Here is a 23988-nt window from a genome sequence, read left to right as displayed (position 1 = left end):
CGACAATGGTGTCATTTGCCTGCCGCTCACGCCGTGTTACTCAATCTGCATGCATTGAGACAGAGATCGCCGGAAGCGGGGGCGAAGGAAAAATGCCATGAATGAAACGACCGATCTTTCAGACATTCTTTCCGCTTCCTCGGATCTGCGCGGTGTTGAAGACGAGATGCCGGAGGAAGATCTGGCGAGGTCGCCTGCCAGGTTCATGAATCGGGAATTGTCCTGGCTGCAGTTCAATCTGCGTGTTCTTGAAGAAGCGATGAACAATCGCCACCCGTTGTTGGAACGGGTACGGTTCCTGTCGATCTCGGCGAACAATCTGGATGAATTTTTTATGGTCCGCGTCGCGGGCCTGCGTGGACAGCAGCGTGCCGAGGTTACCAATCTTTCCGATGACGGACTGACCCCCACCGAGCAACTGGAGAAGATCAGTGCCGCCGTGCGTGATCTTCAGGCATCGCAGCAGCAGATCTGGGGTGAAATCCGCAGAGAGATAGCTGCGAAGGGAATTGAAATCCTTCTGAGCGACGCCTTGACCCAGGCGGACAAGACCTGGCTTCAGGAGTATTTTCTGGCCTATGTCTTCCCGGTGCTAACGCCACTGGCAATCGACCCCGCGCATCCGTTCCCCTTTATCCCGAACCTTGGTTTTTCAATCGTGTTCGAGCTGGTGCCGACGTCCGGCAGCCGCGGAATGATTGCGTTGCTCAGAATTCCCAACCAGGTCGATCGGTTCGTCCGTCTGCCGAATGGTGGCGACGGAGCCGCCCGCTTCATTGCAATCGAGCATGTCGTGAGCATGTTTATCGGCCGGCTGTTTCCCGGATATGAAATTCGAGGCAAGGGCGCCTTTCGGGTCATTCGCGATAGCGATCTTGAAATCGAAGAAGAAGCCGAGGACCTCGTTCGACTGTTTGAAAGTGCGCTGAAACGCCGTCGCCGCGGGTCCGTCATCAGGCTGGAAATCCAGGAAACGACCCCGCCGGCTCTGCGGGAATTCGTTGCGGACGCACTGGATGTCAGCGAAAGCGAGATTTTCCTGGCCACCGGTTTGCTCGCGTTGAACAACCTTTCTCAAATCGTCGATCTCGAGCGCCAGGACCTCAAGTTCGAGCCCTATACGGCGCGGTTTCCCGAGCGCATTCGCGAACATGGCGGCGATTGTCTGGCGGCCATTCACCAGAAGGATATCGTGGTCCATCACCCGTATGAATCCTTCGATGTGGTGGTCCAGTACCTGCGGCAGGCCGCGCGCGACCCGGATGTGGTTGCCATCAAGCAGACGCTCTACCGAACCTCAAACAACTCGCCGATCGTCAAGGCCCTGGCAGAGGCCGCCGAAGCCGGCAAATCGGTTACGGCACTTGTCGAGCTGAAAGCCAGGTTCGATGAAGAAGCCAACATCAAATGGGCTCGCGACCTGGAGCGGGCAGGGGTTCAGGTGGTATTCGGCTTCATCGAATTGAAAACGCACTCGAAACTTTCCATGGTAATCAAGCGCGAGCACGGCCAGCTGAAGACCTATTGCCACATCGGTACGGGCAACTACCATCCGATTACGGCGCGGATTTATGAGGACCTTTCCTTCTTCACCGACGATCCCGGAATTGCCGAGGACGCGGCCCGAGTTTTCAATTTCATCACCGGTTATGCCGAGCCGGAAGAACTCAACCACCTCCTCGTGTCACCGGTAAACCTGCGGCGGCGCATGCTTGAATTGACCGAAGCCGAGATCGAACATGTCAGGCAGGGGCGTCCTGCCCAGATCTGGATGAAGATGAACTCTCTGGTCGATCCGGAGATCATCGATTCGCTCTATCGCGCAAGCCAGGCAGGGGTGCAGATCGACCTGGTCATCCGCGGGATCTGCTGTCTTCGGCCTGGCATCGAAGGCCTGTCGGAAAATATCCGGGTGAAATCCATCGTCGGCAGATTCCTGGAACATTCAAGGATCTTCTGCTTCGGCAATGGTCAGGGGCTGCCGTCGCCTGAGGCCCACGTCTATATCGGTTCGGCCGACCTGATGCCGCGAAACATTGACAGGCGTGTTGAGGTGCTGTCTCCCCTGATGACACCGACCGTGCATGAACAGGTCCTTGATCAGATCATGGTTGCCAACCTGAAGGACAATCAGCAAAGTTGGCGCATCCGCTCGGATGGCAGTCACGAGCGTATCGAACCGGGGCCAAACGAGGAACCGTTCAACGCGCATAGATATTTCATGACCAATCCATCGCTCTCCGGCAGGGGCAAATCCCTGAAGAGCGATCGTCCGAAGCCGTTTCTGAAACGGCAAAAACGAGGATAGCATGACAAGCCAGTTCAAGCCTGCACGCGGCCGGCTCAATGGAACAGGACCGGTGGCGGTCGTGGATATCGGCTCCAACTCGGTGCGCCTTGTGATTTACGAACGCAAGGCGCGCACGCCCACGATGCTGTTCAACGAAAAGCTTCTGGCCGGTCTCGGACGCGGAATAGCGGCGACCGGACGCTTGACGGATGCGTCCGTGAAACTCGCCTTGGGAGAACTGGTGCGCTTCAGGGCACTGATTGAGCACACCGCCTGCAAGGAACTTTATGTCTTTGCCACAGCTGCGGCACGAGACGCGGCGAACGGTGATGAATTTGTCGGTGAAGTGGAACGGATACTGCAAGCTCCTGTCCGTATTCTCGACGGAAGCGAAGAAGCCTTCTATTCGGCTCTCGGGGTAGTTGCCGGTTTCTGGCAGCCACGCGGAATTGTCGGTGACATGGGCGGCGGCAGCCTGGAGCTGGTTGAAATCGAGGGAAAGAAACCCGGTAAGGGATCGACTTTCCCGCTTGGCGGATTGCGCCTTTCCGAAGAAGCCGGTGGAAACATTTCCAAAGCAAGGCAAATCACGGAAGAAGCTCTCGGCGGTTATGAATGGCCGGGACTTCACCCCGGCGAACGAACGTTCTATGCGGTCGGTGGTACGTGGCGATCTCTGGGGCGATTGCACCTGATGCAGAACAATTACCCGCTGCACGTGATGCACAACTACGAGATAAGTGCAGAGGAGGCGATTTCATTCTGCCGCAAGATCGCGGTGCCCAGCCTTGAGGGAATTGAATTGGCGGAAGTGGTGTCCAAGCAGCGCCGGCCCCTGGTGCCGATCGGAGCCGTCGTGCTTGAACAGGTTCTGACATCAATGAAGGCCGAACGCCTGGTCTTTTCGGCAACCGGGGTTCGCGAAGGACTTTTGCACGAAAAACTGTCGCCCGAGATGCAGGCGCAAGATCCCGTCATCGAGGCGGCGCGTGAACTGTGTGTTCTCAGGGCCCGGTCACCCGACCATGCCGAGGAGCTGATTGCCTGGACCGATCTGTTGTTCCACGAGCTGGAAATTGAGGAAACCGCAAACGAAAGACGATTGCGCCATGCCGCGTGCCTGCTTTCCGATATCGGTTGGCGGGCGCATCCGGACTACCGGGGCGAGCAGAGCCTGAACATCATCTCGAACGCATCCTTTGTCGGTCTGGACCATTCCAGCCGCGCTTACGTGGCAGCGGCCGTGTTTTACCGGCACATGGGATTGCGCGAGGGCGCCCTGTCGCAGGTTATCCGGCAGCTGTTCACCGACCGGTTGCGTATTCGGGCAAAGGTGCTGGGTGCAACCATGCGGGTTGCCTCGCTCCTGAGCGCGTCAATGGCGGGCCTGCTTCCGAAGGTTGGTCTGGTCAGGACGGAAACGGGTCTTCTGATCGAACTCGGCGACGAACTGGCAAACCTCGACGGCGAACGTTTGCGCAAACGCGCAAGTCAGCTGGGTAAGGTTATCCAGGCAGACGTTCAAATAAAGACCACCTGAATCGTGCGGCCCGGATCACCTGTTACTCGGCTGCCTGCGTTTTGATGTCAGCCTGATCGGACTGCGGCAATGCAACGATTTGCCGATCTTGGAAGGCAAGGGCAACTTCACCGCGTTTGAGTTTCAGGGCAAGTTCACCGAACAGTTCCCGCCGCCAGCCTTTCATCGCGGCAACGTCTGCCGCGTCGTCAGCGGCGATCTTCTCAAGATCGTCGACCGTTGCAATGACCTTGGCAGCGACGCCGTTGGCTTCACTCACCATCTTCAGAAGAACTTTCAGGAGATCGACTGCCGCTGCGGACCCGTCGGGCGCCTGCCGGCCTTTGGGAAGTCGGGGCAGTTTGTCTTTCGGCAGGTTTAGTGCACGCCGGATCGCCTTGATGATTTCATCGGCGGATCGTGAGCGCTCGAAGCCGCGCGGGATCGTTCTGAGACGGCTGATCGCTTCCGGATCCTGTGGTTGCTGGGCAGCAAGCTCGTAAATCGCATCGTCCTTGACCACGCGGTTGCGCGGGACATTGCGTTCTTGTGCCTCACGTTCACGCCATGCGGCAACTTCCATCATGACGGCAAGTTCGATCGGCTTGCGCACCCGAAGCTTGAGTCTCTTCCAGGCCTGGTCCGGATCAGCGCGATAGGTTCCCACCGACGTCAGGACCTCCATTTCGTCTCGCACCCAATGGCTGCGGTTCTGCTCCGCCAGATTGGCTCTGAGGAACTGATAGGCGTCCCGCAGATGCGTAACGTCGGCAAGTGCGTAGTCCAGTTGCTTGTTGGTAAGGGGACGGCGGGCCCAGTCCGTGAACCGTGACGACTTGTCGATTCTGGCGCCAGTGACCTTGTAGATAAGTTGGTCATAGGAAATGGAATCACCAAAGCCGCACACCATCGCGGCGACCTGGGTGTCGAACAGCGGAGCCGGAATCAGTTCACCCAGATGGTAGATGATTTCGATGTCCTGACGGGCTGCGTGAAACACCTTCGTGACGCTGTCATCACGCATCAGGTCGAAAAAGGGAGCGAGATCAAGACCTTCCGAAAGAGCGTCGATGATGAAGGCCATGTCCGGCCCGGCCATCTGAATTACGCAGAGCTTGGGCCAGAAAGTGGTTTCGCGGAGAAATTCCGTGTCCACCGTAACGTAGTCATTGGCTGCAAGACGCTGGCAGGCTGCGGCGAGATCTTTTGTTTTTGTAATCACATGCATGGTGAGACACAGCTATAACCGAGTTCTGCCGCTTTGTCGCCACGAAATGGAATCTTTAGAAGTATTGCCCCTTGAAAAGGCGCAATAAGTGCGCCTATGGTAAGGTGTGCTCAAGGAGAGCCTGGTTTCAAAAGGGGGGTGTGTATGCGCAAGATACTTGTGGTGAACTCCAAGGGAGGATGCGGCAAGACGACCATCGCCACGAATCTTGCAGTAGCGCTCGCAGCAAGAGGCGAGGACGTCGCGCTGGCGGATGCCGACAAGCAGAAGTCCAGCCTTTCGTGGGTGAGGCGCCGACCGAAAAATCTGATGAAGATCGAGGGGCTCAACTGGAGCAAGGAAGGCGCAATTGGCGACAAGGGCAAGCAACTCGATGCCGTTGTGATCGACGGGCCCGGCGGGCTGCGGTCCGAATTGGCGAAAAACCTGATCGCGGAGGCCTCGGATATCATTGTTCCGGTTCTGGCGTCTGCCTTCGACTGGAATGCAACACTGAAATTTCTGGACAACATTTCCGATATCAAGAAGGTCCGAAAAGGCAAGGCGGATATCCATGTCGTCGCCAATCGGATCAATCGGCGATCGACCCAGGTGTCCGACCTGGAACAGACGCTTTCAAAAAACGGGTACCCGCTGCTTGCCCGGATTTCCGACCGCGTTTTATACGCACGACATGCTGCGGCCGGGTCGGGTGTGTTCGATTATTCGGATGCAGGCTCCTACGAAATTCGCGGACAATGGCATCCTGTGCTGCAGGCGGTGGACAGCTAGTGTAGGAAAACTGCAATCAACCGTCGGGTTTGAGTTCCTGAAGCAGCTTGTAGTCTGTCGGCGGATCATCGCAAATGCCCGGGCCGCATTCCAGAAAGGTCGTGACGATGTTCGCCGCTGCCAGAAACAGCATCAGGAAAAAAGCGAACTTCGCGAGAGGCTGGCCACCGAAACGCCCATGCTCGGGTTTGTCGACAAGGGTTTTCTTGTATTGCCCTTCAAAGAGCAACATGACCGCCGTTCCGAGGATCACGAAGAAGAAGCAGAGTCCGGCCCAGGTATAGTAATGCAAGCCCAGAACCGGTGATCCGTAGCTGCCCGTTCCCGGAACGATATGCAGCAGGATCTGTCGAACCGAAACGCTACCGCCGTAAATCGCCGAAAGCAGCATGATCCCGTAGTGATGCGGCTTCGCGCCGTAAACCAGATTGAGACACAACCCGTAGCCGACGCCGACGAGAGCAACCCGTTGCAACAGGCAAAGCGGGCAGGGCAACTCGTCTAGCGCGAATTGAAAGGCGTAGGCGGCAATCAGGATCCCGGAAACGACAAGCAGTCCGACTGCGTTGAGCGTTCTGGAAGGGTGTGGAGCAAGAATGATCATGGACCAGGGCTCCTATAGCTTGATTGTCAGCGGTGAGGTCGCGTGGAAATCCAGCCAGTAGATACTCATTGCGAGGGTGATGGCGAAAACAACATAGGAAAGCCGCCAGCGATCTCTCCAGGCCAGAATGATCGCGATGGTCATGAGCGCGAAGAGCAGTGAAATCACATCCAGTCCCCTTAAGATTCGACGAAAACCAGTCTATAGCAGGGGTCGTATACCGGCAATCGTTCAACCAATCCGGTAAATTGGTGCCGAGGAATTCCGACAAATCCGGCTAAACTCATTCGATGGGGAGTTTTGCCGCAAGATCATTAAACTCCTCTGCTGTCAGCCCCGTCAGCGTAGGCATTTCAAAATCGAAAATGCGGGTATCATTGACGGCCCGATAAATGAGAGACCGAATGGCTGTTCGCTCCGTCTTTGAAATCGGCGGAATAGGTACCTCGTTCGCAATCCGATTGCGAATCCTGCCTGCGAGCTGCAGCGGAACCGATGTCGTGATAACCAGTTCCTCTTCTTCTTCCATGCATGTTAGAGCATCAAGAATGGCTTCGGTCACAGTGTCGGGCATAGCGCGGGCGGACTTTCGTTGATGTTTGGACGAAAACACCAATCGATTGATATACATCTCGTGCGACGCGACAAGCGCTGAGCAATGCCTCTCCCTTGACTTTCGCTTCGCAACATGGCTTTTGCAGCCCGACACGGCCTGCCTTTGGCGGGCCGTAACGATTTTTCATGCCAAGAAGAATACCGAGGAAATAGAATGCACCCCTACCGTAGTCACACGTGCGGTGATCTTCGTCTGTCCGACGAAGGCCAGACCATCCGTCTATCCGGCTGGGTCCACAGGGTCCGTGATCATGGTGGAGTGCTGTTCATCGACCTGCGCGACCATTACGGCGTGACGCAATGCGTTGTGGATCCGGATTCCGGTGCGTTCGCGCTCGCGGAAACGGTGCGCTCCGAATGGTGCATCCGCATCGACGGAAACGTGAAAAAACGCACGGACGAAACCATCAATTCGGAACTTCCGACTGGTGAGATCGAAGTCTTCATTCGCGAAATGGAGGTACTTGGGTCCGCCAAGGAACTGCCTTTGCCGGTCTTCGGCGATCTGGATTATCCGGAAGAAGTTCGCCTGCAGTACCGCTTCCTCGATCTGCGCCGCGAGAAGCTGCACAACAACATGATGCTGCGCTCCGAGGTCGTACGTGACCTTCGGGATCGCATGTGGTCCATCGGCTTCAACGAATTTCAGACACCGATCATAACAGCTTCGTCACCAGAAGGTGCGCGTGACTTTCTGGTGCCGTCGCGGTTGCATCCGGGCAAGTTCTATGCGCTGCCACAGGCTCCCCAGCAGTTCAAGCAGTTGCTGATGGTGTCCGGTTTCGACAAGTACTTCCAGATAGCGCCGTGCTTCCGCGACGAGGATCCGCGCGCCGACCGCTCGCCGACGGATTTCTATCAGCTCGACGTTGAAATGTCCTTCGTCACCCAGCAGGATGTCTTCGACACGATCGAGCCGGTGATGGCTGGCTGTTTCGAGAGATTTGGCAATGGCCGCGCGGTTAACCGCAACTGGCCGCAGATCTCCTACAAGGATTCGGCGCTCTGGTACGGCACCGACAAGCCGGACCTGCGAAACCCGATCAAGATGCAGATCGTGTCCGAACATTTTGCCGGCTCCGGCTTTGCCATATTCGCCAGGTTGCTTGAACAGCCCGGCACCGAAATTCGGGCGATTCCTGCACCCAAGGGCGGCAGCCGCAAATTCTGCGACCGGATGAACAAGTTTGCGCAAGGCGAAGGATTGCCGGGCATGGGCTATATCTTCTGGCGGAAGGCCGAAGACGGGTCGACTGAGGCTGCCGGTCCGCTTGCCAAGAATATCGGGCCGGAGCGGACCGAAGCCATTCGCGTCCAGCTCGGGCTGGAAGTTGGTGATGCTGCCTTTTTCCTGGGTGGAAAGCCGAAGCAGTTCGAACCGGTCGCTGCAAAATCGCGTGTGATTATCGGCGAGGAACTCGGTCACACGGACAAGAACAGTTTTGAGTTTGCCTGGATCGTTGATTTCCCGATTTACGAGCGGGACGAGGAAACCGGCGAAATTGACTTCGAGCACAATCCGTTCTCCATGCCCCAGGGCGGAATGGAAGCTCTGGAGGGCGACCCGCTCGATGTTTTGGGCTGGCAATACGATCTCGCCTGTAACGGGCACGAACTGCTTTCCGGTGCCATTCGGAATCACAAGCCGGAGATCATGTACAAGGCCTTCGAAATTGCAGGATACCCCGCGGAAGAAGTCGACAAACGCTTCGGCGGCATGGTCAACGCATTCCAGTATGGTGCTCCGCCGCATGGTGGCTGCGCGGCCGGCATTGACCGGATGGTCATGTTGCTTGCCGATGAGGCAAACATCCGTGAGGTGATGCTCTTCCCCATGAACCAGAAAGCGGAAGACCTGATGATGGGAGCACCGAATGACCCGGCACCGTCTCAGCTGCGTGAATTGCATTTGCGGTTGAACCTGCCGGAAGAGTAAATTCGGCCGACTTGCGGAAACCCCTCGATTGGGGGTACGCCTTTGTGCGAGAAAAGAGGGGCCGCTTTGACCGACCTCGCTTATACTGGGTGATCGAAGCCCTTAGAAAGGGAACGCTTCGTGCGCAATCCGTTCAAATCCGACTCCTGGGACGATCCGCAAGGCACGGTGCAGCTGATCAAGCGCGTGTTCAGCGAGAATTTCCGGACCTATGTTCCGAAGTATTTGCTGGCTTTCGTATTCATGGGACTGATCGCAGCGACCACAGCTGCAAGCGCGTGGATCATGCGCGATGTCGTCAACGAAGTGTTTGTGAACAAAGACCCTTTCATGGTCTATGCAATCGGCGTGTTCGTTCTGGTGGTCTACACGGTCAAGGGAGTTGCCACTTACGGGCAGATCGTCGTTTTGTCCCGCGTCGGGAACCAGATTACAAAAGATCTCAACGGCAGAATGTTCGATGTTTTGCTGCGTCAGGATCAAGCTTATTATGACAAGCATTCGCTAGCTGAAATTGGCGTGCAGGTAGGGCAGGGCGTGGGAGCGGTACGCGCCACGCTGGATCTGATCGTCACCAGCCTCGGCCGCGATGTCCTGACGTTGATCGGGCTGACCTTTGTCATGATCTATCAGAACCCGCTTCTGAGCGTCTTTGCCCTGATCACGATGCCACCGGCGGTCATCGGAGTTACTTTCCTGATCCGGCGGGTCAAGGAGTATGTGAAGCGGCAGGTGGTTTCGAGCGCCAAGGTAAGTGCCGTCACGCAGGAAACCGTTCTTGGAAACCGAATAGTGCGCGCATTTGGAATGCAAAAGGTCATGCGCGACAAAATGGAAGTCGGGCTTCTTGAAATTCAAAAGCAGTCCAACAAGATTGCCTCCCTGACGGCGCGCACTTCTCCGTTGATGGATACGCTCGGCGGATGCGCCATTGCGCTCGTAATTTTCTATGGCGGATATGCCGTGATTGAACTCGGGCAGGATCCGGGGGCTCTTTTCTCGTTCATCACGGCATTGTTGCTGGCCTACGACCCTGCGCGCCGGCTGGCCCGCCTGAACATCAACCTGGGCAAGCAGATGGTCGGATTGCGCATACTGTATGCGCTCGTGGACCGGAAACCAGAGCTTCATGATGCGGAAAATGCGCGGGATCTCGAAATAGAGAACGGAGAAATCGTCTTCAGCGACGTGGCATTTTCATATGGCGAAAACGCAGCTCTTCGTGGAACCAGCTTCAAGGCTGAAGCTGGCAAGATGACGGCGTTGGTTGGTGCATCTGGTGCCGGAAAATCGACCGTATTTGCATTGGTGGAGCGGTTCTATGATCCGCAGTCCGGAGAGATTCTCATCGACGGCCAACCTATCAGGGACGTCACCCAGGTCTCCTTGAGGAACAAGATTGCCTATGTCAGCCAGGATTCGTTTCTGTTTGACCTCTCGATCCGTGAAAACATCGCGATCGGCCGGCCGGATGCAACGCAGGAACAAATCGAAGCTGCTGCCATCGGAGCAAATGCGCATGATTTTATCAGCGCCTTGCCGGAGGGGTACAAAACGAGGGCGGGCCAGGGCGGCAGCAATCTGTCCGGTGGCCAGAAACAACGGATCGCAATCGCGCGTGCGATGTTGATTGATGCCCCGATACTGCTTCTGGACGAGGCAACCTCTGCTCTGGATGCAGAGTCGGAAAACAAGATACAGGCCGCACTCGAAAAACTTATGCAGGGCCGCACGACCCTGGTCATCGCTCACAGACTGAGCACGGTTCGTCACGCTCATCAGATTCATGTCATGGGCGACGGCAAGGTGATTGAAAGCGGCAACCACAATGAGTTGTTTGAACACGATGGCATCTATCGCCGCCTGTGCGAGCTGCAGTTCCAGAGCAAGACAGAGGCAGCAGAATAGTCGCAGCCAGGGAAAACAGAAAAAGCCCGGGAACGCCCGGGCTTTTTGTTTTTCAAGATCTGTTTTCTACTGGTTTGCAGTGATGCCGACTGACAGGATCTGGGGGATCATCTGGGGGGCCAGCATTGCCGTTCCCATCACTTGCGAGAAGGGAACAGGTGTTGCAGGTGCTGCAACAACCTGAAGCGAACCGGGCGTCGTCAGGAATTCGGTAACAGCCTGTGCAACCTGTCCTTCAAGTTCCTTGTTCTGGAGCATGCCAAGCATCAAGGGCAGGCTTCCCGTCAATCCTGCGACATAGACCGGCACTTCGACACCCGCCTTCTGTGCTTCCTGGTCAAGAATGCGCCCGGTCAAGGTCTCATCGTCCAGGCGGATCTTCGCATTGATGACCGTGACATTCTGCAACAGTGCCATGGCCTCTTCAGGCTTTTCGGATTTCTCTTCAAGCTGCTCGACCACTTCACGGGTAACCCCGCCCAGGGACAAGGCAAGCGAAAGGCTGGCTGCATCCTTCGCGTCGATCTTCAGCTCCGGAATGTTGATGATCGCTGCTTCAGGATCCCACCGGCCCGAAGCGGAGACGTCCAGTGTCAGGGTCTCGTATCCAAGATCCTTGAGAGATTTGGCTTCTTCCACTTCAAGTTCGTTCACGTCTATTGTCGCACCGGAAAGGGAAAAGCTTCCTGCTGTCGGCAAGTCGCCGTCCATGCTGTCAATGGAAGAGGAAATCGCCTGAATGTCGGCTATCTTGCCATCTTCATCCCGCACCTGGATATTCTTGACGTCGAAGGTCTTGTAACCCGGGCTGACGGGCGAGGCGTTGGCGGCGGACTCCTTGGCCGATGGCAGGACAAGACCCGTGACGCTCATCGTCTCAAGCGACATGCCTCCATCATCCGCGTTCAGGTCCAGCTTCTCTAGTCCGAGACTTTCGAGTTTGAGCCGACCGTTGTCGAGGAATTCTCCACCGGTCAGGACTGTCGACGCGATCGTGACGCTCGTGTCCTTGTCATTTTCGTCCTTGATGACGAGTTGCTGGATCGTGACCGCGTTGCCGGACTCGCTGACAGACCCGTAGCTTTCAACGGTACCCTCCTGAGCATCGAGAACGGACAGAAAGGCATCTGCGACCTCGTTGCCGGTCGGGTCGAAGGCATTGGCGGCCGTGACCTGAAGCGCGATCAGGCTGACTGCGGCGCTAAGGCCGATGGCAATGCGGGGCGCGGGAAAAAACATCATATAAATCTCCACCATGATAAGGCGCGCTCACCTTGCTCCATGTTTGAAGCAGAGGCAAGATCAAAGCCGGACCGTGCCGCACCGGTCTGATGCAACCAACGGAGGCCATTTCTTCAAACAAATTTGGGTCAGGCCTCATTGACTGATCCAAAAGAAGACAGTTGCTGCGACGCAAAATGCCGACATTCGCGCGTGTTGCGGAACATCGGCTCGAATACGACATTTGCTGCATCAAGTGTCAAGGAAAGCAAGGCGCACAAACCTGTTGTTGAGTTCACTGATAAATCTCAACTTCCCCCTCGATTTCCATCGCAAAACCCAATGGAAGTCCCGCAACTCCAATCGCGGATCTGGCATGGCGACCCACGTCACGTCCAAACACGTCAATAATGAGATCGCTGAAGCCGTTTATCACCAGGTGCTGCTCAGAGTATCCTGGTGTTGAAGCGACCATGCCGAAGACCCGTGTCCAACCGGCTATCCTGGAAAGATCACCGATTTCGGCCTTGATATTGGCTAACACCGATAGCGCAATATCGCGAGCTTCAGCATATGCCTGGTCGGTATTGAAATCTGTTCCGACCACTCCGAATGGACCTGTAATGCTTCCATCGTTTGCGCTCTTGGGGCTGCCGGAGAACAGCAGCCTGTTGCCACGCACATTTACGAATGAGAACGGCAAGTGTACGCCAGGTGGCGGTTTTGCTGCCGCGGGCAGTTGTAATCCGAGATCCTGAAGTCTTTGTTCTGGCGAAAACATTCGCAATTTTCCTTTTCAGTGTGCCCGAACCATAACAATCAATGTCTCATGTGTCTGCAACGGGCCACTACCGGTCATCTAGCCGATTCTGCTGGGTAAATCTGTGCTTGGCGGTTTCCAATCACGGCAACTCGGACGAAGCTGCCATTGATGTTTCCAAATAGAATGGCTGCTTTGAGCTCTTCGCCAAGGTGGCAGGAAATGCCAAGAGTTGATCAGGTTTTGCCCGAAGAATCGAAAGTGACTTGATACCAAACACTGTGCGTCGGTTCATAAAAAGCCGAGCCAAAGCGATGTAAACAAATCCGGATCGTGCACCAAGACGCTGTTAACTGTGTCACCTTCAGGTCCCAGGCAGGCCTTGCAAAGAACTGCAGCTGCAAGCAAATCCCCGACCACTCTAGTTTCGGCGCAAGACTCGTGGCCTCAGCTCTTCCGGATGGGATCTTAAGTACGCGACGGAGACGCGCCGCCTTTCCCCGCCTCGCTTCATGCCTTCAACGGGTGATGCAACAGATGAAAAGAACTCAGGATCAACATCCTCAAGATGCGCATAGATGCGCTGCCAAATCTGCCGGACCCGGTCTCGGGACACTCCGATGGCTTCTGCAATCTCAACATCCGTAAGTCCCTCAAGGGCGTGATGGACAAGCTTTTGTTCCTGCAACACCAATTGGAATTTGGGAGACTGACAATACAACAGGGACTTTGCAATTCCCGTCGCTTTGTCCGCAGTCAGACTTTCACGAGACACGCCATAAACTCCGCGCGGGCCATGCCCGATATCCGATAGGCTGAATGGGTCTTGTGGGGCAACTTCGAACAGAAACGGATTACCTCCTGCCTCCTGTATATGTCCGACGACAAGCTCGGTTTCATGAAGGCAGCGCTTGATGTTAAATCCGGTATGCGACGCAATATAGACAGGAACAATCGCGTTCAAAATCTCATGAGCCCACTGCTGTTCGAAGTCAAACGTCTCTTGGCAGTATTCGAGCACAAACATCTCCAACCCAGCATCAGCGTTTTGGCGCGCCTGTTCTTCTGGAGACAGGAAAACGGATGTGTCACCGTCGCGAAACCGAACCAGCAATCTGCGGTTCAGATAAGGTTTGGGGCGTGCAACAAAATCGTCGACCGTGCTTTGCGGCAAAAAACACGTAATTCCAGCCGCGACACAACGCGGTTGCGTGCTGTCGGTAAAAACCACACCGCCGAGAACAATGTCCTTCTGGACCAGCTGCTCCAGAAGATCAGGTAACCACGCATCCCAGTTCTCGGTGTTCGGCAAATATCGTTTCCACAACTCAACCACCGCCGCGCCATCACCTGCCCGCATGGCGCGCGCTCTAAGTGTTTCCGCCATAAGTCAAAACCTACCCTTTAAGAGGATTGAATAGTGAATAACGAATAGTGAATTGTGGATAGGCACACAACTGGCAGGGGCTGTCGGGCAATTTGTGGTGACACGGCGAGCCAGAAAAATTGTGGAAGCACGGAGCGTGAAATTTGTGTGTGTGAGTTAATTGACGAGGGAATGCGGATCACAAATTCCTCTCGATCTTTAACACGGCAACTGCATCGCTGCTAAATTGAAGGCCTTGTTATGAAAGCGATTTTTCTTTGTTTGGTTTCTGGTTTTACGATTTCCCTAGCATCAGCGTCATCTGCTGCGACATTGCACAACGCGAGCGTTACTGCATCGTGTGGTTTAGGCTCCCCGGATTCTCAAAGCACTACGCTTTCGACAACGGGTCTCTCACTTGCCGCCAGTCGAGGAACCGGGCCATCGGGTGCATGTGCTATATCGGCTATAGCAAGCGTCAATTCCGGAACGGTGCGGGTACAGTCTTTGGTGGTGAACCCCGGCTCAGATAATGTCCTACAGCAAAATCTAGGAAGTGCAAACGCGTCTGCTTGGGTCACATATCAGTTCACCCTCCGCTCCGGCTTCGTCGGTGTTGCGCCCGTTCCGGTCTCGATAAATTTGCATGCGAGCGGAAGCGTGACTGCAGACAGTAAAGCACTCTTCAGCGATCAAGGAGCCTTTCTCAACCCGGGGCAGCGGACATCAGCAAGCTTGCGCGCCTTTGGTGCGATTTCCGACAGCGCACTTTCCTATACTTTCGAAGAACGCATCAGTGTGGCGGTAAATGCAGGGGAAGACTCCGAATTTGAAGCTCTGTCCGGGGCAATAACCACACCAAAAGTGCTTTTGCGGCCCGGTGAAACAGGATCAGTTACCTTTGGATTGGCCAGCAGTGCGGGCGGTTTGTTGGCAGGTCTTGAAGCAGTCGGGTTTGCCAATGGGGGCAACAGCGTTTCCTTCGCTCTTGAAGGCGACGTCTTCAATGTGCCCGAGGGGTATTTCATCGATATTGACGAACCGTGGATCGTGGACAACCGCTACTCGCTTGCCGATAGCCCAACACCGGTTCCATTGCCTGCTAGCGCCTGGTTGCTTGTTGGTGCTTTGGCTGGGCTCGGAACGGTGTGCAGGAAGGCTGCAAAATGAAACGCTTGCTCACGGTTTTCGCGCTGTTTTTTGCAGTTCACGCGCAGGCGGCCACAATAGATGCAGTCATTTTGGATGAGGCCGCGCTGGATGCGATCTACGGCCAGTCAAGTTTTGGCCAATCACCCATCGATATCCGTGTGCTGCCGGCCCAAACGCTTGCAAGACCCGACCTTTTAAGCGTTCGGTTGGATTTCTCTTTCACAGGCAGCCCATTCAATTCCCCGCAAATACGCGAAACTGGGAATCTCTTCGACTTGTTTGCATTGGGCGATCCAGAACCAGTGATCAATCTGTTTTTGGTGGATTCGATCCGCGCATACGGTCAATTTGCATTTGGCATCGCAGAAGGCATCGGCAGCGGGAACAGCTTTGCGATTACAAGGCCACTCTTAAACGTTCAAGACGAAGTTATCGCACATGAAATTGGACATTTGCTTGGACTTGAACACGAGGGTCAAGGGCAACCGCCGTTTTTCGAAACTAATTTCGACATCGAAAATCTGATGTCAGCAATACCAAATGGACATACCACTTTGAATGCAAGTCAAGTTGAAACGATATTCAACTCGGTTCTACTGCAGGGCGCACAGGATACAGGTTTTTTCTTGGAAGTGCGGCCGATTTTGGTTGGGGAAGCAGCTGAATTTGCCGCTGTTCCGCTGCCCGCAAGCGGGCTTCTTCTGATTTTCTCACTGTTCGGAATTGGGTTTCTTGGAGGGGGGCGAGTCAAAGGACACTCTTCTGGATGAATGATGTGAACTGGTGAGCTGTTTCGTTCAGGCCAACGTCTGCTCACCGTGCAATGCACCTGTTCGCGCAGCTCTCAGCGTCCGGTAATATGGGCTCGAAGCGGGCATTGCGGCCTTCAGGATTAATGGGTTCTGCCCCTGATCAAGCCGCCTTTTCGGGAAAGTCGCCGCTGGCCGTGTCGACGTCTTCCAGTGTCGGAAGACTGGCTTCGTTGCCAAGATGCTGGATGGCGTGCGTCGAAGCCCCGCGCGCAAACTCGAAATGCTTTGTCCAGCTGCGTTCCGGCCAGCGGAGATAAGAGGCGATATAGGCGCCATGAAAGACGTCGCCGGCGCCATTGGAATCGACAACCTTCTGCATGGGCACGTTGAGCGCGGGCAGAAGTTTGTCCGGTCCGCCGGCTTCATACCAGACCATGCCGTGTTCTCCGAGCGTCACGGCCCCGACAGGGCAGTTCTTGGATCGCAGGTATTCGAGCGTTTGCCCCGTTGTTTTGCCGAGTTGCTGGCAGAACCGATCCGATACGACAGCGATATCGATGTGTTCCAGCAATTCATCGGTGTTTTCCCTGACAGCGCCACCGTCCAGGGAGGTCAGCACGCCGAGGTTCTTGCACGTTGCCGCGTAATGCAGCGCAGCGTCGGGCATATGGCCATCAAGATGCAAGGCCTTCATGCCCGTTAGTGTCAGGGGCGGGAAGGGGTGCAGGAAGTCGTTGTCGCGGCACCTGACGATGGCCCTCTTTCCGGATTTGGGCATGATGAAGGACAAGGACGACTCCTTCACTTTCCTGCCGTGAACGGAGATCCCGTAGGTGGACGCCATGTCCAGGAACATGCGAGCCAGCCAATCGTCTGCTAGCGAGCACAATAGATCGGGCTTGCCCCCCAGCTTCGCGCAACAAAAAGCGGCCGTTACGGCGTTTCCGCCAAAACTGATTGCATAGTCCTTGGCGATGGTCTTCTCGTCGCCAGTCGGGAAGCTGTCGGTCAAAAACGTAACGTCGATATAGGCTTGTCCGATAAACAGCGCCTGCATGAGATTCTCCCATCACCAAGTCAGTTTCGATAACAGCACCTGATCGCATATTGAGCGCAGGCTGCCTTGATCTCGATGAAACTGCAATACATTCAGTCCTTGTTTACCCAGATCGGCCATGGTCACAAAGAGTATATTGGTAAACAGGCCCTGATTTGTCCTTCCGGTACGTTGGCTTTGCAAAGACGGTGTTGATCGCCCTCGTTCTGGCGACAACTCCGCTCTTTGCGATCAACATCATTTTGAACCAGTTCGCCGAGCGGCGCGCCATCACCGAGATGGAGGCGATGGGCCAGGTGTCGATCCATCGCGCCGAGGAAGCCATCAGCACGACCGTATCGCTCCTTCAACGGCTTGACCGCGACGGTGTGCAGACATGTAGTGCCGAAGATCGGGTGATCTATGAAAAGCTGATTGTCGAACACGGCATGATCGATGCAATCGGTCTGGCGGATGCCGCGGGGCAACGCATGTGCATCTTTCCGGATCGTGAACTGGCCGGCAAGATCATCTTGCCACCGGTCAGGACAGACGGGCCGCTGGTCGGTATCGGCATGCTGGACCGGGATTACCTGGGAGCCCGGGCGGCGGTAATCAGCTGGGACTTGAAAGATCAGACACGCTTGTTCGCCGAAGTCACCCCGGCGGTCATAGCGATGGACCCCGGACCGGAATATCTGCGTTCCTACCGCAGGGCGGAGCTGCGTCTTGGCGACAATCTGCTGTGGTACAATGTCGGCGGTTACAATTCCGAGGAATCGAGTCCGGAAAGTGTTCTCAGCGTTGATGTCAACTCAGAGCTTTACCCGCTCGTTGCCAGGATCACCGCGCCGGCATCGGCGGCCCTTTATGTGGTCAAGGATCTGAAGGTCGTTGCGGCAGCAGCTTGCGCCGGGATCGCGGTTTTGTTCGTCGCAATCGGCATCTGGTTGTCCTGGCGGCCAGAGAGCGAGGCCAATGACGAATTCATTGCAGCGATCAGCAATGGAGAATTCATTCCTTTTTATCAGCCTGTTATGGATATCGAGAGCCTGCGGTTGCGTGGTTGTGAAGTGCTCATGCGCTGGCGCCGTCCCAATGGCACGATCGTGTCGCCGGGCCAGTTCATGGCTTACGCTGAAAACAACGGTCATATCTTTGACATGACTCGGCACATGATGCGCGTTTCCTGTGAGGAAGTTGGCGAGCTCTATGGCGAGAATCCGGACTTCAAGCTGTCGATCAACCTATTTGCAGGCCATTTCCAGGATCGCGAGGTCGTTGCCGACATCAAGTCCATTTTTGAAAATTCGAATATATCGTTCCAGCAGATCGTCGTGGAAGTAACAGAGCGGCACCCTTTGGAAGACATGGAACAGGCCCGCAAGATCATGGCAGAGCTGCAGGCGCTCGGTGTTCGCATTGCGCTGGATGACGTCGGCACCGGTCACGGTGGTATGGCATATTTGCAGAAGCTCGGCGTCGACATCATCAAGATCGACAAGATGTTTATCGACACGATCAGTTCCGACGACAACTCCACCACGATTGTTGATTCCATGGTTGAACTTGCCGACAATCTTGGGATGGGCATCATTGCCGAAGGTGTCGAACAGGAAGAGCAGATCGAACGTCTGCTCGAACTGGGTGTTACCGCTGCCCAGGGGTATTATTTTGCCAAGCCAATGCCGGCGAATGAATTCATCGAATTCGCTGCACGTACGGAAGAAGAAGCCCGTGAACGAGGGCGTCTGGCTGCTGAGGCAGCCGCGGCGGAACAGGCCGCCAACGAAGCCGCTCTTGCGGACGCAGCTGCCTGATCATCCTGCAATACCGGCACCTTTGACAACCATTTCCCGTAGTCAGCTTGTTCGTCTGGGGGCAGCGTCTCGCGTGCTTCAATGCAGCCTTGCATAAAAACGCTTTACTGTACCGGCTGGACGGTATATTTGACTGCGAACTGTACTGACTGGACGGTATACTAAATGGCCCGACCTTCGCGGAATGCACAGACCTCGAAATCTGAAATACTGACCGCAGCAATTGAAGTCATTCGGCGATCTGGAGCGCCGAGCCTGACGATTGACGCCGTCGCTGAAGAAAGTGGATTTTCAAAAGGGGGCGTTCTTTACAACTTTCCGACAAAGGATGCCCTGATCACCGGCATGGTGGAGTTTCTTGTCGGCCAGTTCGAAGCCGATGTGCTCGAGGCAAGAACGAAAAACCTACAATCACGGTCGCCAACCCTTTGTGGAATGATCGACGTGACCGAAAGGTGGTTGGAGACAAAACGCGACGTGGCGCAGGCCGTCCTGGCAACGACCGCGGACCGGCCCGAACTCAGCGAACCGTTCCTGAGGGTCAAGACTGGACTGAAAAACGCAATTGCACGGGAGACCGATCAATTCGGAAAGGCTATGGCAATCTGGGCGAGCCTGGAGGGGCTGCATTTCTCCGTTGCCCATTGCGTTTCGATACTGACGGAAGATGAACGGGCTGAGGTGTTGAAGGAACTTCGCCACCGCCTCGAGCAGGACTAACACCAGGACGGAAAAACAGATGTTTGCACTTGAAAGAGCTCCCCTTGTCCGCTGGACCGGGCTCCTGCTGGGCGCCGGCCTTCTGGCTGCCTGTCAGGACGATGCTGCAAATCCGGTCGCCGAGGCTGAAGCCAAGCTTCACGCGTCGCCGAGACCTGCAAAAATATTTACCGTAACCGATCAGATCGGCCTGGTTGAGCGCCGATTTGCCGGACGTGTCGCCGCGGTTCAGACTGTTGACTTGTCATTCCAGGTGCCGGGGAAACTGCTTCAGTTGCCGGTGCTGGAAAGCCAGCTGGTAAAGAAAGGCGATCTGATCGCCAGTCTTGATACAACAGACTACGACCGGGCCGTGCGTGAGGCGACAATCAATGTCGAACAGGCAAAGCGTGAGCTGGATCGCCTGGGGACGCTTAAGGATCGCTCCGTGATTTCCCAGTCGTCTTACGACGAGCAAAAGAACGAATACGACCTCGCCATCGAACGGCTCAGGGAAGCCAGGCAAAACCTTGAATATACGTCGCTGGAGGCTCCATTCGACGGCATCATGTCGCTGCGCCTTGTTGACAACTTCACAACGGTCAGCGTCGGTACACCCGTTGTCCGGATGCATGACGTTTCGGAAGTGCAGGTCGACATCAACGTCGCCGAAGCTCTGTTTGGCCGCGTGACCGCGTCGGAAGTGTCCTCCATAGAAGCGAAGTTTCCCGCATATGGCGAAAAACTGTTTCCGCTCGAGTACCGTGAACACTCCAGCCAGGTTGACGATGTCGCCCAGACCTACCGGATAACGCTTGCGATGCCGCGTGAGGGTGTCAGCCAGCTCGCACCTGGCATGACGGCCTCGGTAATCGTGAAACTCGTTCCTGAAGGCCTGGAACTCGGCGAACAGTTTCTCGTTCCAACAGCTTCGGTTGCCATTGACGGGGAGGGCGAGACGTATGTCTGGAAATTTGCCGGAGACACGGGCAGCGTTTCAAAACAACCTGTCGAGATCGGTACCATCATGGGAGACTACATCCCCGTACGTACCGGCCTTGAACCGGGAGATGAAATCGTTTCCGCCGGCGTCGCCTATTTGAGTGACGGCCAGGTCGTGCGCCGTTTGCGCTGATCCAGTTCCACTACGTTAAGAGGATCAGAAGCCGTGGACATTGCACGCTATTCCATCGAAAAACCTGTCAACACCTGGATGATCGTCCTTATGGCACTTCTCGGCGGTCTTTGGGGATTGACCTCCGTCGGCCGATTGGAAGATCCCGCTTTCACAATCAAGGAAGCCCAGGTTATCACCGGCTATCCCGGGGCAACTGCGGCCGAAGTGGAAAATGAAATCACAGAGGTTCTGGAGACGGCCATTCAGCAGATGCCGCAGCTTGACCAGATCCGTTCCGTCTCCGAACCGGGCCTGTCGCGCATCAGTGTGGAAATCAAGCCGACATACGACGGTTCCGAGCTGCCGCAGGTCTGGGACGAACTGCGCCGCAAGGTTGGGGATGAAGTTCGCAATCTGCCGTCAGGTGCGGGGACGCCACTTGTCTATGACAGTTTCGGCGACGTCTACGGTCTGTTTTACGCGTTCACCGCCGACGGATATACAAATCGCGACATTCGCGACACGGTCAAGCGTATCAGGCGCGAACTCTTGGCTGTGACCGGTGTCGGCAAGGTCGAGGTCGCCGGCGAACCCGATGATGTTATCTATCTGGACGTCGATCAGGACAAGATGGCGGGTCTCGGGATCTCCATGACCGATATTGTCGGTGTCCTTGACGCGGAAAACCGTATTCAGACCAACGGTTCGGCCGTTTCGGGCCAGTCACGTATACGCCTGATGACACCGTCTGCATTCGACGATTTCCGCGGGATCGAGGACCTTGTCGTCGGGCGCCCGGGTTCAACCGCGATGATACGTCTGTCCGATATCGCGACCCTGGAACTCGGAGAGCCGGAGCGGCCCGGCAGACTGATACGTCATAACGGTCATGAAGCCGTTACCATCGGTGTTTCCCAGGTTGACGGAACAAACATCGTCGATGTCGGTGACCGGGTCATTGCAAAACTTGCGCAAATCGAAGCGCAGTTGCCCATCGGTATGCAGATCCACCCGATCTACGAACAGAATGTCGTGGTCGACGCCTCGGTAAACGGCTTTATCCTGAATCTGGCTGCCTCGGTCGTTATTGTGATCGGTGTGCTCGCGCTTTTCATGGGATGGCGCGCGGCCGTGGTGGTGGGCACCGTTCTTTTGCTCACCGTTATGGCAACCGTCCTTTTCATGCGTATCTTTGCCATCGAAATGGAGCGGATCTCTCTTGGAGCCCTGATCATTGCCATGGGCATGCTGGTTGACAACGCCATTGTCGTGGCGGAAGGCATGATGATCAACATGCAGCGGGGCCAGAAGGCGATAGACGCGGCCAGCCGCGTGGTCAAACAGACGATGTGGCCGCTGCTTGGTGCGACGGTCATCGGCATCATGGCATTCTCGGGAATTGGTCTTTCTCCGGATGCGACCGGTGAATTCCTGTTTTCGCTTTTTGCGGTGATCGGAATCTCGTTGTTGTTGTCCTGGGTCTTTGCGGTCACGGTCACGCCGCTGTTCGGGAAGTACTTTTTCCGTACCGCAAGCGGCAACCTGGATGATCACGATCCCTACAAGGGAATTCTCTATACGATCTACCGCGGATTTCTGGTCGGCACACTGCATGTCCGTTTGCTGACCGTCCTGGCACTTGTTGGCATCACCGTTGCCTGCGTCATGGCGTTCGGAAACGTGAAACAGGCATTTTTCCCGGACAGCAACACACCGATCTTTTACGTCCACTACTGGTCGCCCCAGGGGACTGATATTCGTGGGACCGAAGCGGATCTCAAGGACATGGAAGAAATCGTTCTGGAAGACGAACGGGTCGCCACAGTCACCAGTTTTGCCGGTGGCGGCGCGACCAGATTCATGTTGACCTACGCACCTGAGGACGCAAATCCGGCCTATGGTCACATGCTCATACGGACCAACAGCCGGGACGACATTGACGTGCTGGCTCTCGATCTGCGTGCAAAGTTCGCTGAACGTTTTCCATCTGCCCAGATCATCACCAAACGTCTTGTGTTCGGACCTGGCGGCGGCGCCAAGCTGGAGGCCCGGTTCTCCGGTCCCGATGCAAATGTTCTCAAACGTCTGGGCGACGAGGCGAAAGCGATTTTCTTGTTGCCACAGAACAAGCTTGCAGACGTCAATACGGATTGGCGCCAACGCGAACTCGTGGTTCGTCCAATATTCGACGAGGATCGGTCACGCATCTCCGGTGTCACCCGCGAAGAACTGTCGCTTTCGCTACAATTCGCGACAGAAGGCGTTCAGGTCGGCTCCTATCGTGACATTGACGAAAGCATTCCGATTGTCGCCCGCAAGGCAGGCCCGGAAGGTATCTCGGTCAACGAAAGCGTGTCGGACTCCCTGGTCTGGAGTGCCGGTCAGCGTCGGTACGTTCCGATCGATCAGGTCGTGAGCGAGTTCACCATGGAGCCGCAGGACACACTCATCCATCGTCGCGACCGGGTCCGGACGCTGACAGTCAAGGCGGAAACGACTGCGGGCGAAACGGCGACGGCGGCGCTCGCGCGGGTGCGTCCTCAGATTGAGGCGATATCGCTGCCGCCCGGTTATTCGCTGGAATGGGGCGGTGAATACGAAAGCACGAACGATGCACAGGCTTCCCTGGGTGCGCAGTTGCCGCTCGGGTTCCTGGTTATGCTGATCATCTCGATCCTGTTGTTCGGCTCGGTACGTCAACCCCTGATCATCTGGCTGATGGTGCCGATGTCCATAAACGGCGTTGCGATCGCATTGCTGGCAACCGATACACCTTTCGGCTTCATGTCGCTTCTCGGGTTTCTTTCGCTCTCCGGAATGCTGATCAAGAACGCGATCGTTTTGCTTGAAGAGATTGACAGGCTCATTGAAGATGGCCGTGAGAAATATGCTGCAATTGTCGAAGCAAGCGTTTCGCGTATGCGTCCCGTGATGCTGGCCGCAGTTACGACAATTCTCGGCATGGCGCCCTTGCTTTCCGACGCGTTTTTCCGGGGCATGGCTGTGACGATCATGGGGGGACTGGCGTTTGCAACGATACTGACGCTGATCGCAGCTCCGGTGCTGTACGCTCTGTTTTTCAGGGTACGCCCGCCCAAAAAGGCTGACACCATGAGTGAACAGGTACCGGCCCCGGTCACGGCTGGGTAGCGAGAAAGAGTGCGTTGGTACAAAAGATGAAACCCGCCCGCGGG

At 55.8% G+C, this 23988-nt stretch carries 19 protein-coding genes; 11 read left to right on the top strand and 8 right to left on the bottom strand.

All coding sequences use genetic code 11. The features are described 5' to 3' along the window. Positions 1 to 97: 97 nt before the first annotated feature. Both LA5095_RS21260 and LA5095_RS21255 read left to right on the top strand, forming a co-directional pair. Positions 98 to 2308 (top strand): RNA degradosome polyphosphate kinase, encoded by a 2211-nt coding sequence (locus tag LA5095_RS21260; RefSeq protein ID WP_055118545.1) that lies wholly within the window; start codon positions 98 to 100, stop codon positions 2306 to 2308. A gap of 1 nt (position 2309) precedes the next feature. Beyond that, positions 2310 to 3830 (top strand): Ppx/GppA phosphatase family protein, encoded by a 1521-nt coding sequence (locus LA5095_RS21255; RefSeq protein ID WP_055118543.1) that lies wholly within the window; start codon positions 2310 to 2312, stop codon positions 3828 to 3830. A gap of 22 nt (positions 3831 to 3852) precedes the next feature. Here the strand turns inward: LA5095_RS21255 and rnd are convergent, their stop codons facing one another. After that, positions 3853 to 5037: a ribonuclease D gene (gene rnd, locus LA5095_RS21250; RefSeq protein ID WP_055118541.1), complete on the bottom strand. Its 1185-nt coding sequence runs from the start codon at positions 5035 to 5037 to the stop codon at positions 3853 to 3855. A gap of 144 nt (positions 5038 to 5181) precedes the next feature. Between rnd and LA5095_RS21245 the strand changes: the two genes are divergently transcribed. Beyond that, positions 5182 to 5808 carry a nucleotide-binding protein gene (locus LA5095_RS21245; RefSeq protein WP_055118539.1) on the top strand — a complete coding sequence of 209 codons (627 nt, stop codon included), beginning with the start codon at positions 5182 to 5184 and terminating at the stop codon, positions 5806 to 5808. A gap of 16 nt (positions 5809 to 5824) precedes the next feature. Here the strand turns inward: LA5095_RS21245 and LA5095_RS21240 are convergent, their stop codons facing one another. From LA5095_RS21240 to LA5095_RS21235, 3 genes are all read right to left on the bottom strand, one after another. Continuing rightward, the gene (locus tag LA5095_RS21240; protein ID WP_055118537.1) at positions 5825 to 6412 is read right to left on the bottom strand and encodes a disulfide bond formation protein B; all 588 of its coding nucleotides are present in this window, start codon (positions 6410 to 6412) and stop codon (positions 5825 to 5827) included. 12 nt (positions 6413 to 6424) lie between these two features. Next, positions 6425 to 6580, bottom strand: a complete 156-nt coding sequence (locus tag LA5095_RS32925) for a DUF5993 family protein (protein WP_173937385.1) — start codon at positions 6578 to 6580, stop codon at positions 6425 to 6427. Positions 6581 to 6695: 115 nt separating this feature from the next. Continuing rightward, the gene (locus LA5095_RS21235) at positions 6696 to 6986 is read right to left on the bottom strand and encodes a hypothetical protein (protein ID WP_055118535.1); all 291 of its coding nucleotides are present in this window, start codon (positions 6984 to 6986) and stop codon (positions 6696 to 6698) included. Positions 6987 to 7181: 195 nt separating this feature from the next. Here LA5095_RS21235 and aspS point away from each other — a divergent pair, with 195 nt between their 5' ends. Together aspS and LA5095_RS21225 are read left to right on the top strand one after the other, a co-directional pair. Continuing rightward, a complete protein-coding gene (gene aspS, locus LA5095_RS21230; RefSeq protein WP_055118533.1) occupies positions 7182 to 8963 on the top strand; it encodes an aspartate--tRNA ligase in 1782 nt (593 codons plus the stop codon). A gap of 120 nt (positions 8964 to 9083) precedes the next feature. Continuing rightward, positions 9084 to 10871 (top strand): ABC transporter ATP-binding protein, encoded by a 1788-nt coding sequence (locus LA5095_RS21225; protein WP_055118531.1) that lies wholly within the window; start codon positions 9084 to 9086, stop codon positions 10869 to 10871. 66 nt (positions 10872 to 10937) lie between these two features. Here LA5095_RS21225 and LA5095_RS21220 read toward each other — a convergent pair whose 3' ends face one another. From LA5095_RS21220 to LA5095_RS21210, 3 genes are all read right to left on the bottom strand, one after another. Continuing rightward, positions 10938 to 12113: an aq_1923 C-terminal domain gene (locus tag LA5095_RS21220; RefSeq protein ID WP_208992800.1), complete on the bottom strand. Its 1176-nt coding sequence runs from the start codon at positions 12111 to 12113 to the stop codon at positions 10938 to 10940. A gap of 274 nt (positions 12114 to 12387) precedes the next feature. Next, positions 12388 to 12873, bottom strand: coding sequence for a RidA family protein (locus LA5095_RS21215; protein ID WP_055118529.1), 486 nt, complete (start codon positions 12871 to 12873; stop codon positions 12388 to 12390). A gap of 400 nt (positions 12874 to 13273) precedes the next feature. Beyond that, positions 13274 to 14239, bottom strand: coding sequence for a sigma-70 RNA polymerase sigma factor region 4 domain-containing protein (locus LA5095_RS21210; RefSeq protein WP_144436142.1), 966 nt, complete (start codon positions 14237 to 14239; stop codon positions 13274 to 13276). A 240-nt stretch (positions 14240 to 14479) separates the two neighbouring features. Here LA5095_RS21210 and LA5095_RS32130 point away from each other — a divergent pair, with 240 nt between their 5' ends. Together LA5095_RS32130 and LA5095_RS21200 are read left to right on the top strand one after the other, a co-directional pair. Further along, positions 14480 to 15388, top strand: a complete 909-nt coding sequence (locus tag LA5095_RS32130) for a VPLPA-CTERM sorting domain-containing protein (RefSeq protein WP_082442825.1) — start codon at positions 14480 to 14482, stop codon at positions 15386 to 15388. Then, positions 15385 to 16140 carry a zinc metalloprotease gene (locus LA5095_RS21200; RefSeq protein WP_055118523.1) on the top strand — a complete coding sequence of 252 codons (756 nt, stop codon included), beginning with the start codon at positions 15385 to 15387 and terminating at the stop codon, positions 16138 to 16140. Before LA5095_RS32130 ends, LA5095_RS21200 begins: the two co-directional genes overlap by 4 nt. A gap of 142 nt (positions 16141 to 16282) precedes the next feature. Here LA5095_RS21200 and LA5095_RS21195 read toward each other — a convergent pair whose 3' ends face one another. Then, entirely contained in the window at positions 16283 to 17179 is an 897-nt protein-coding gene (locus tag LA5095_RS21195; RefSeq protein WP_055118521.1) for a sugar kinase, read from the bottom strand. A gap of 188 nt (positions 17180 to 17367) precedes the next feature. On the opposite strand from LA5095_RS21195, the gene LA5095_RS21190 reads away from it, so the two are divergent. The 4 genes from LA5095_RS21190 to LA5095_RS21175 all read left to right on the top strand — a co-directional run bounded on the left by LA5095_RS21190 (position 17368) and on the right by LA5095_RS21175 (position 23944). Beyond that, a complete protein-coding gene (locus LA5095_RS21190; protein ID WP_208992799.1) occupies positions 17368 to 18978 on the top strand; it encodes an EAL domain-containing protein in 1611 nt (536 codons plus the stop codon). 165 nt (positions 18979 to 19143) lie between these two features. Next, positions 19144 to 19698 (top strand): TetR/AcrR family transcriptional regulator, encoded by a 555-nt coding sequence (locus tag LA5095_RS21185; RefSeq protein WP_055118517.1) that lies wholly within the window; start codon positions 19144 to 19146, stop codon positions 19696 to 19698. 19 nt (positions 19699 to 19717) lie between these two features. After that, the gene (locus LA5095_RS21180; protein WP_055118515.1) at positions 19718 to 20812 is read left to right on the top strand and encodes an efflux RND transporter periplasmic adaptor subunit; all 1095 of its coding nucleotides are present in this window, start codon (positions 19718 to 19720) and stop codon (positions 20810 to 20812) included. Positions 20813 to 20845: 33 nt separating this feature from the next. Further along, complete coding sequence (locus LA5095_RS21175) at positions 20846 to 23944, top strand: efflux RND transporter permease subunit (RefSeq protein WP_055118512.1); 3099 nt, start codon at positions 20846 to 20848, stop codon at positions 23942 to 23944. Positions 23945 to 23988 lie beyond the last annotated feature (44 nt).

Origin of the sequence: Roseibium album (assembly GCF_001404515.1) — a bacterium.
GTDB lineage: Bacteria > Pseudomonadota > Alphaproteobacteria > Rhizobiales > Stappiaceae > Roseibium > Roseibium album.
This window is presented reverse-complemented; position numbering and strand designations above follow the sequence as displayed.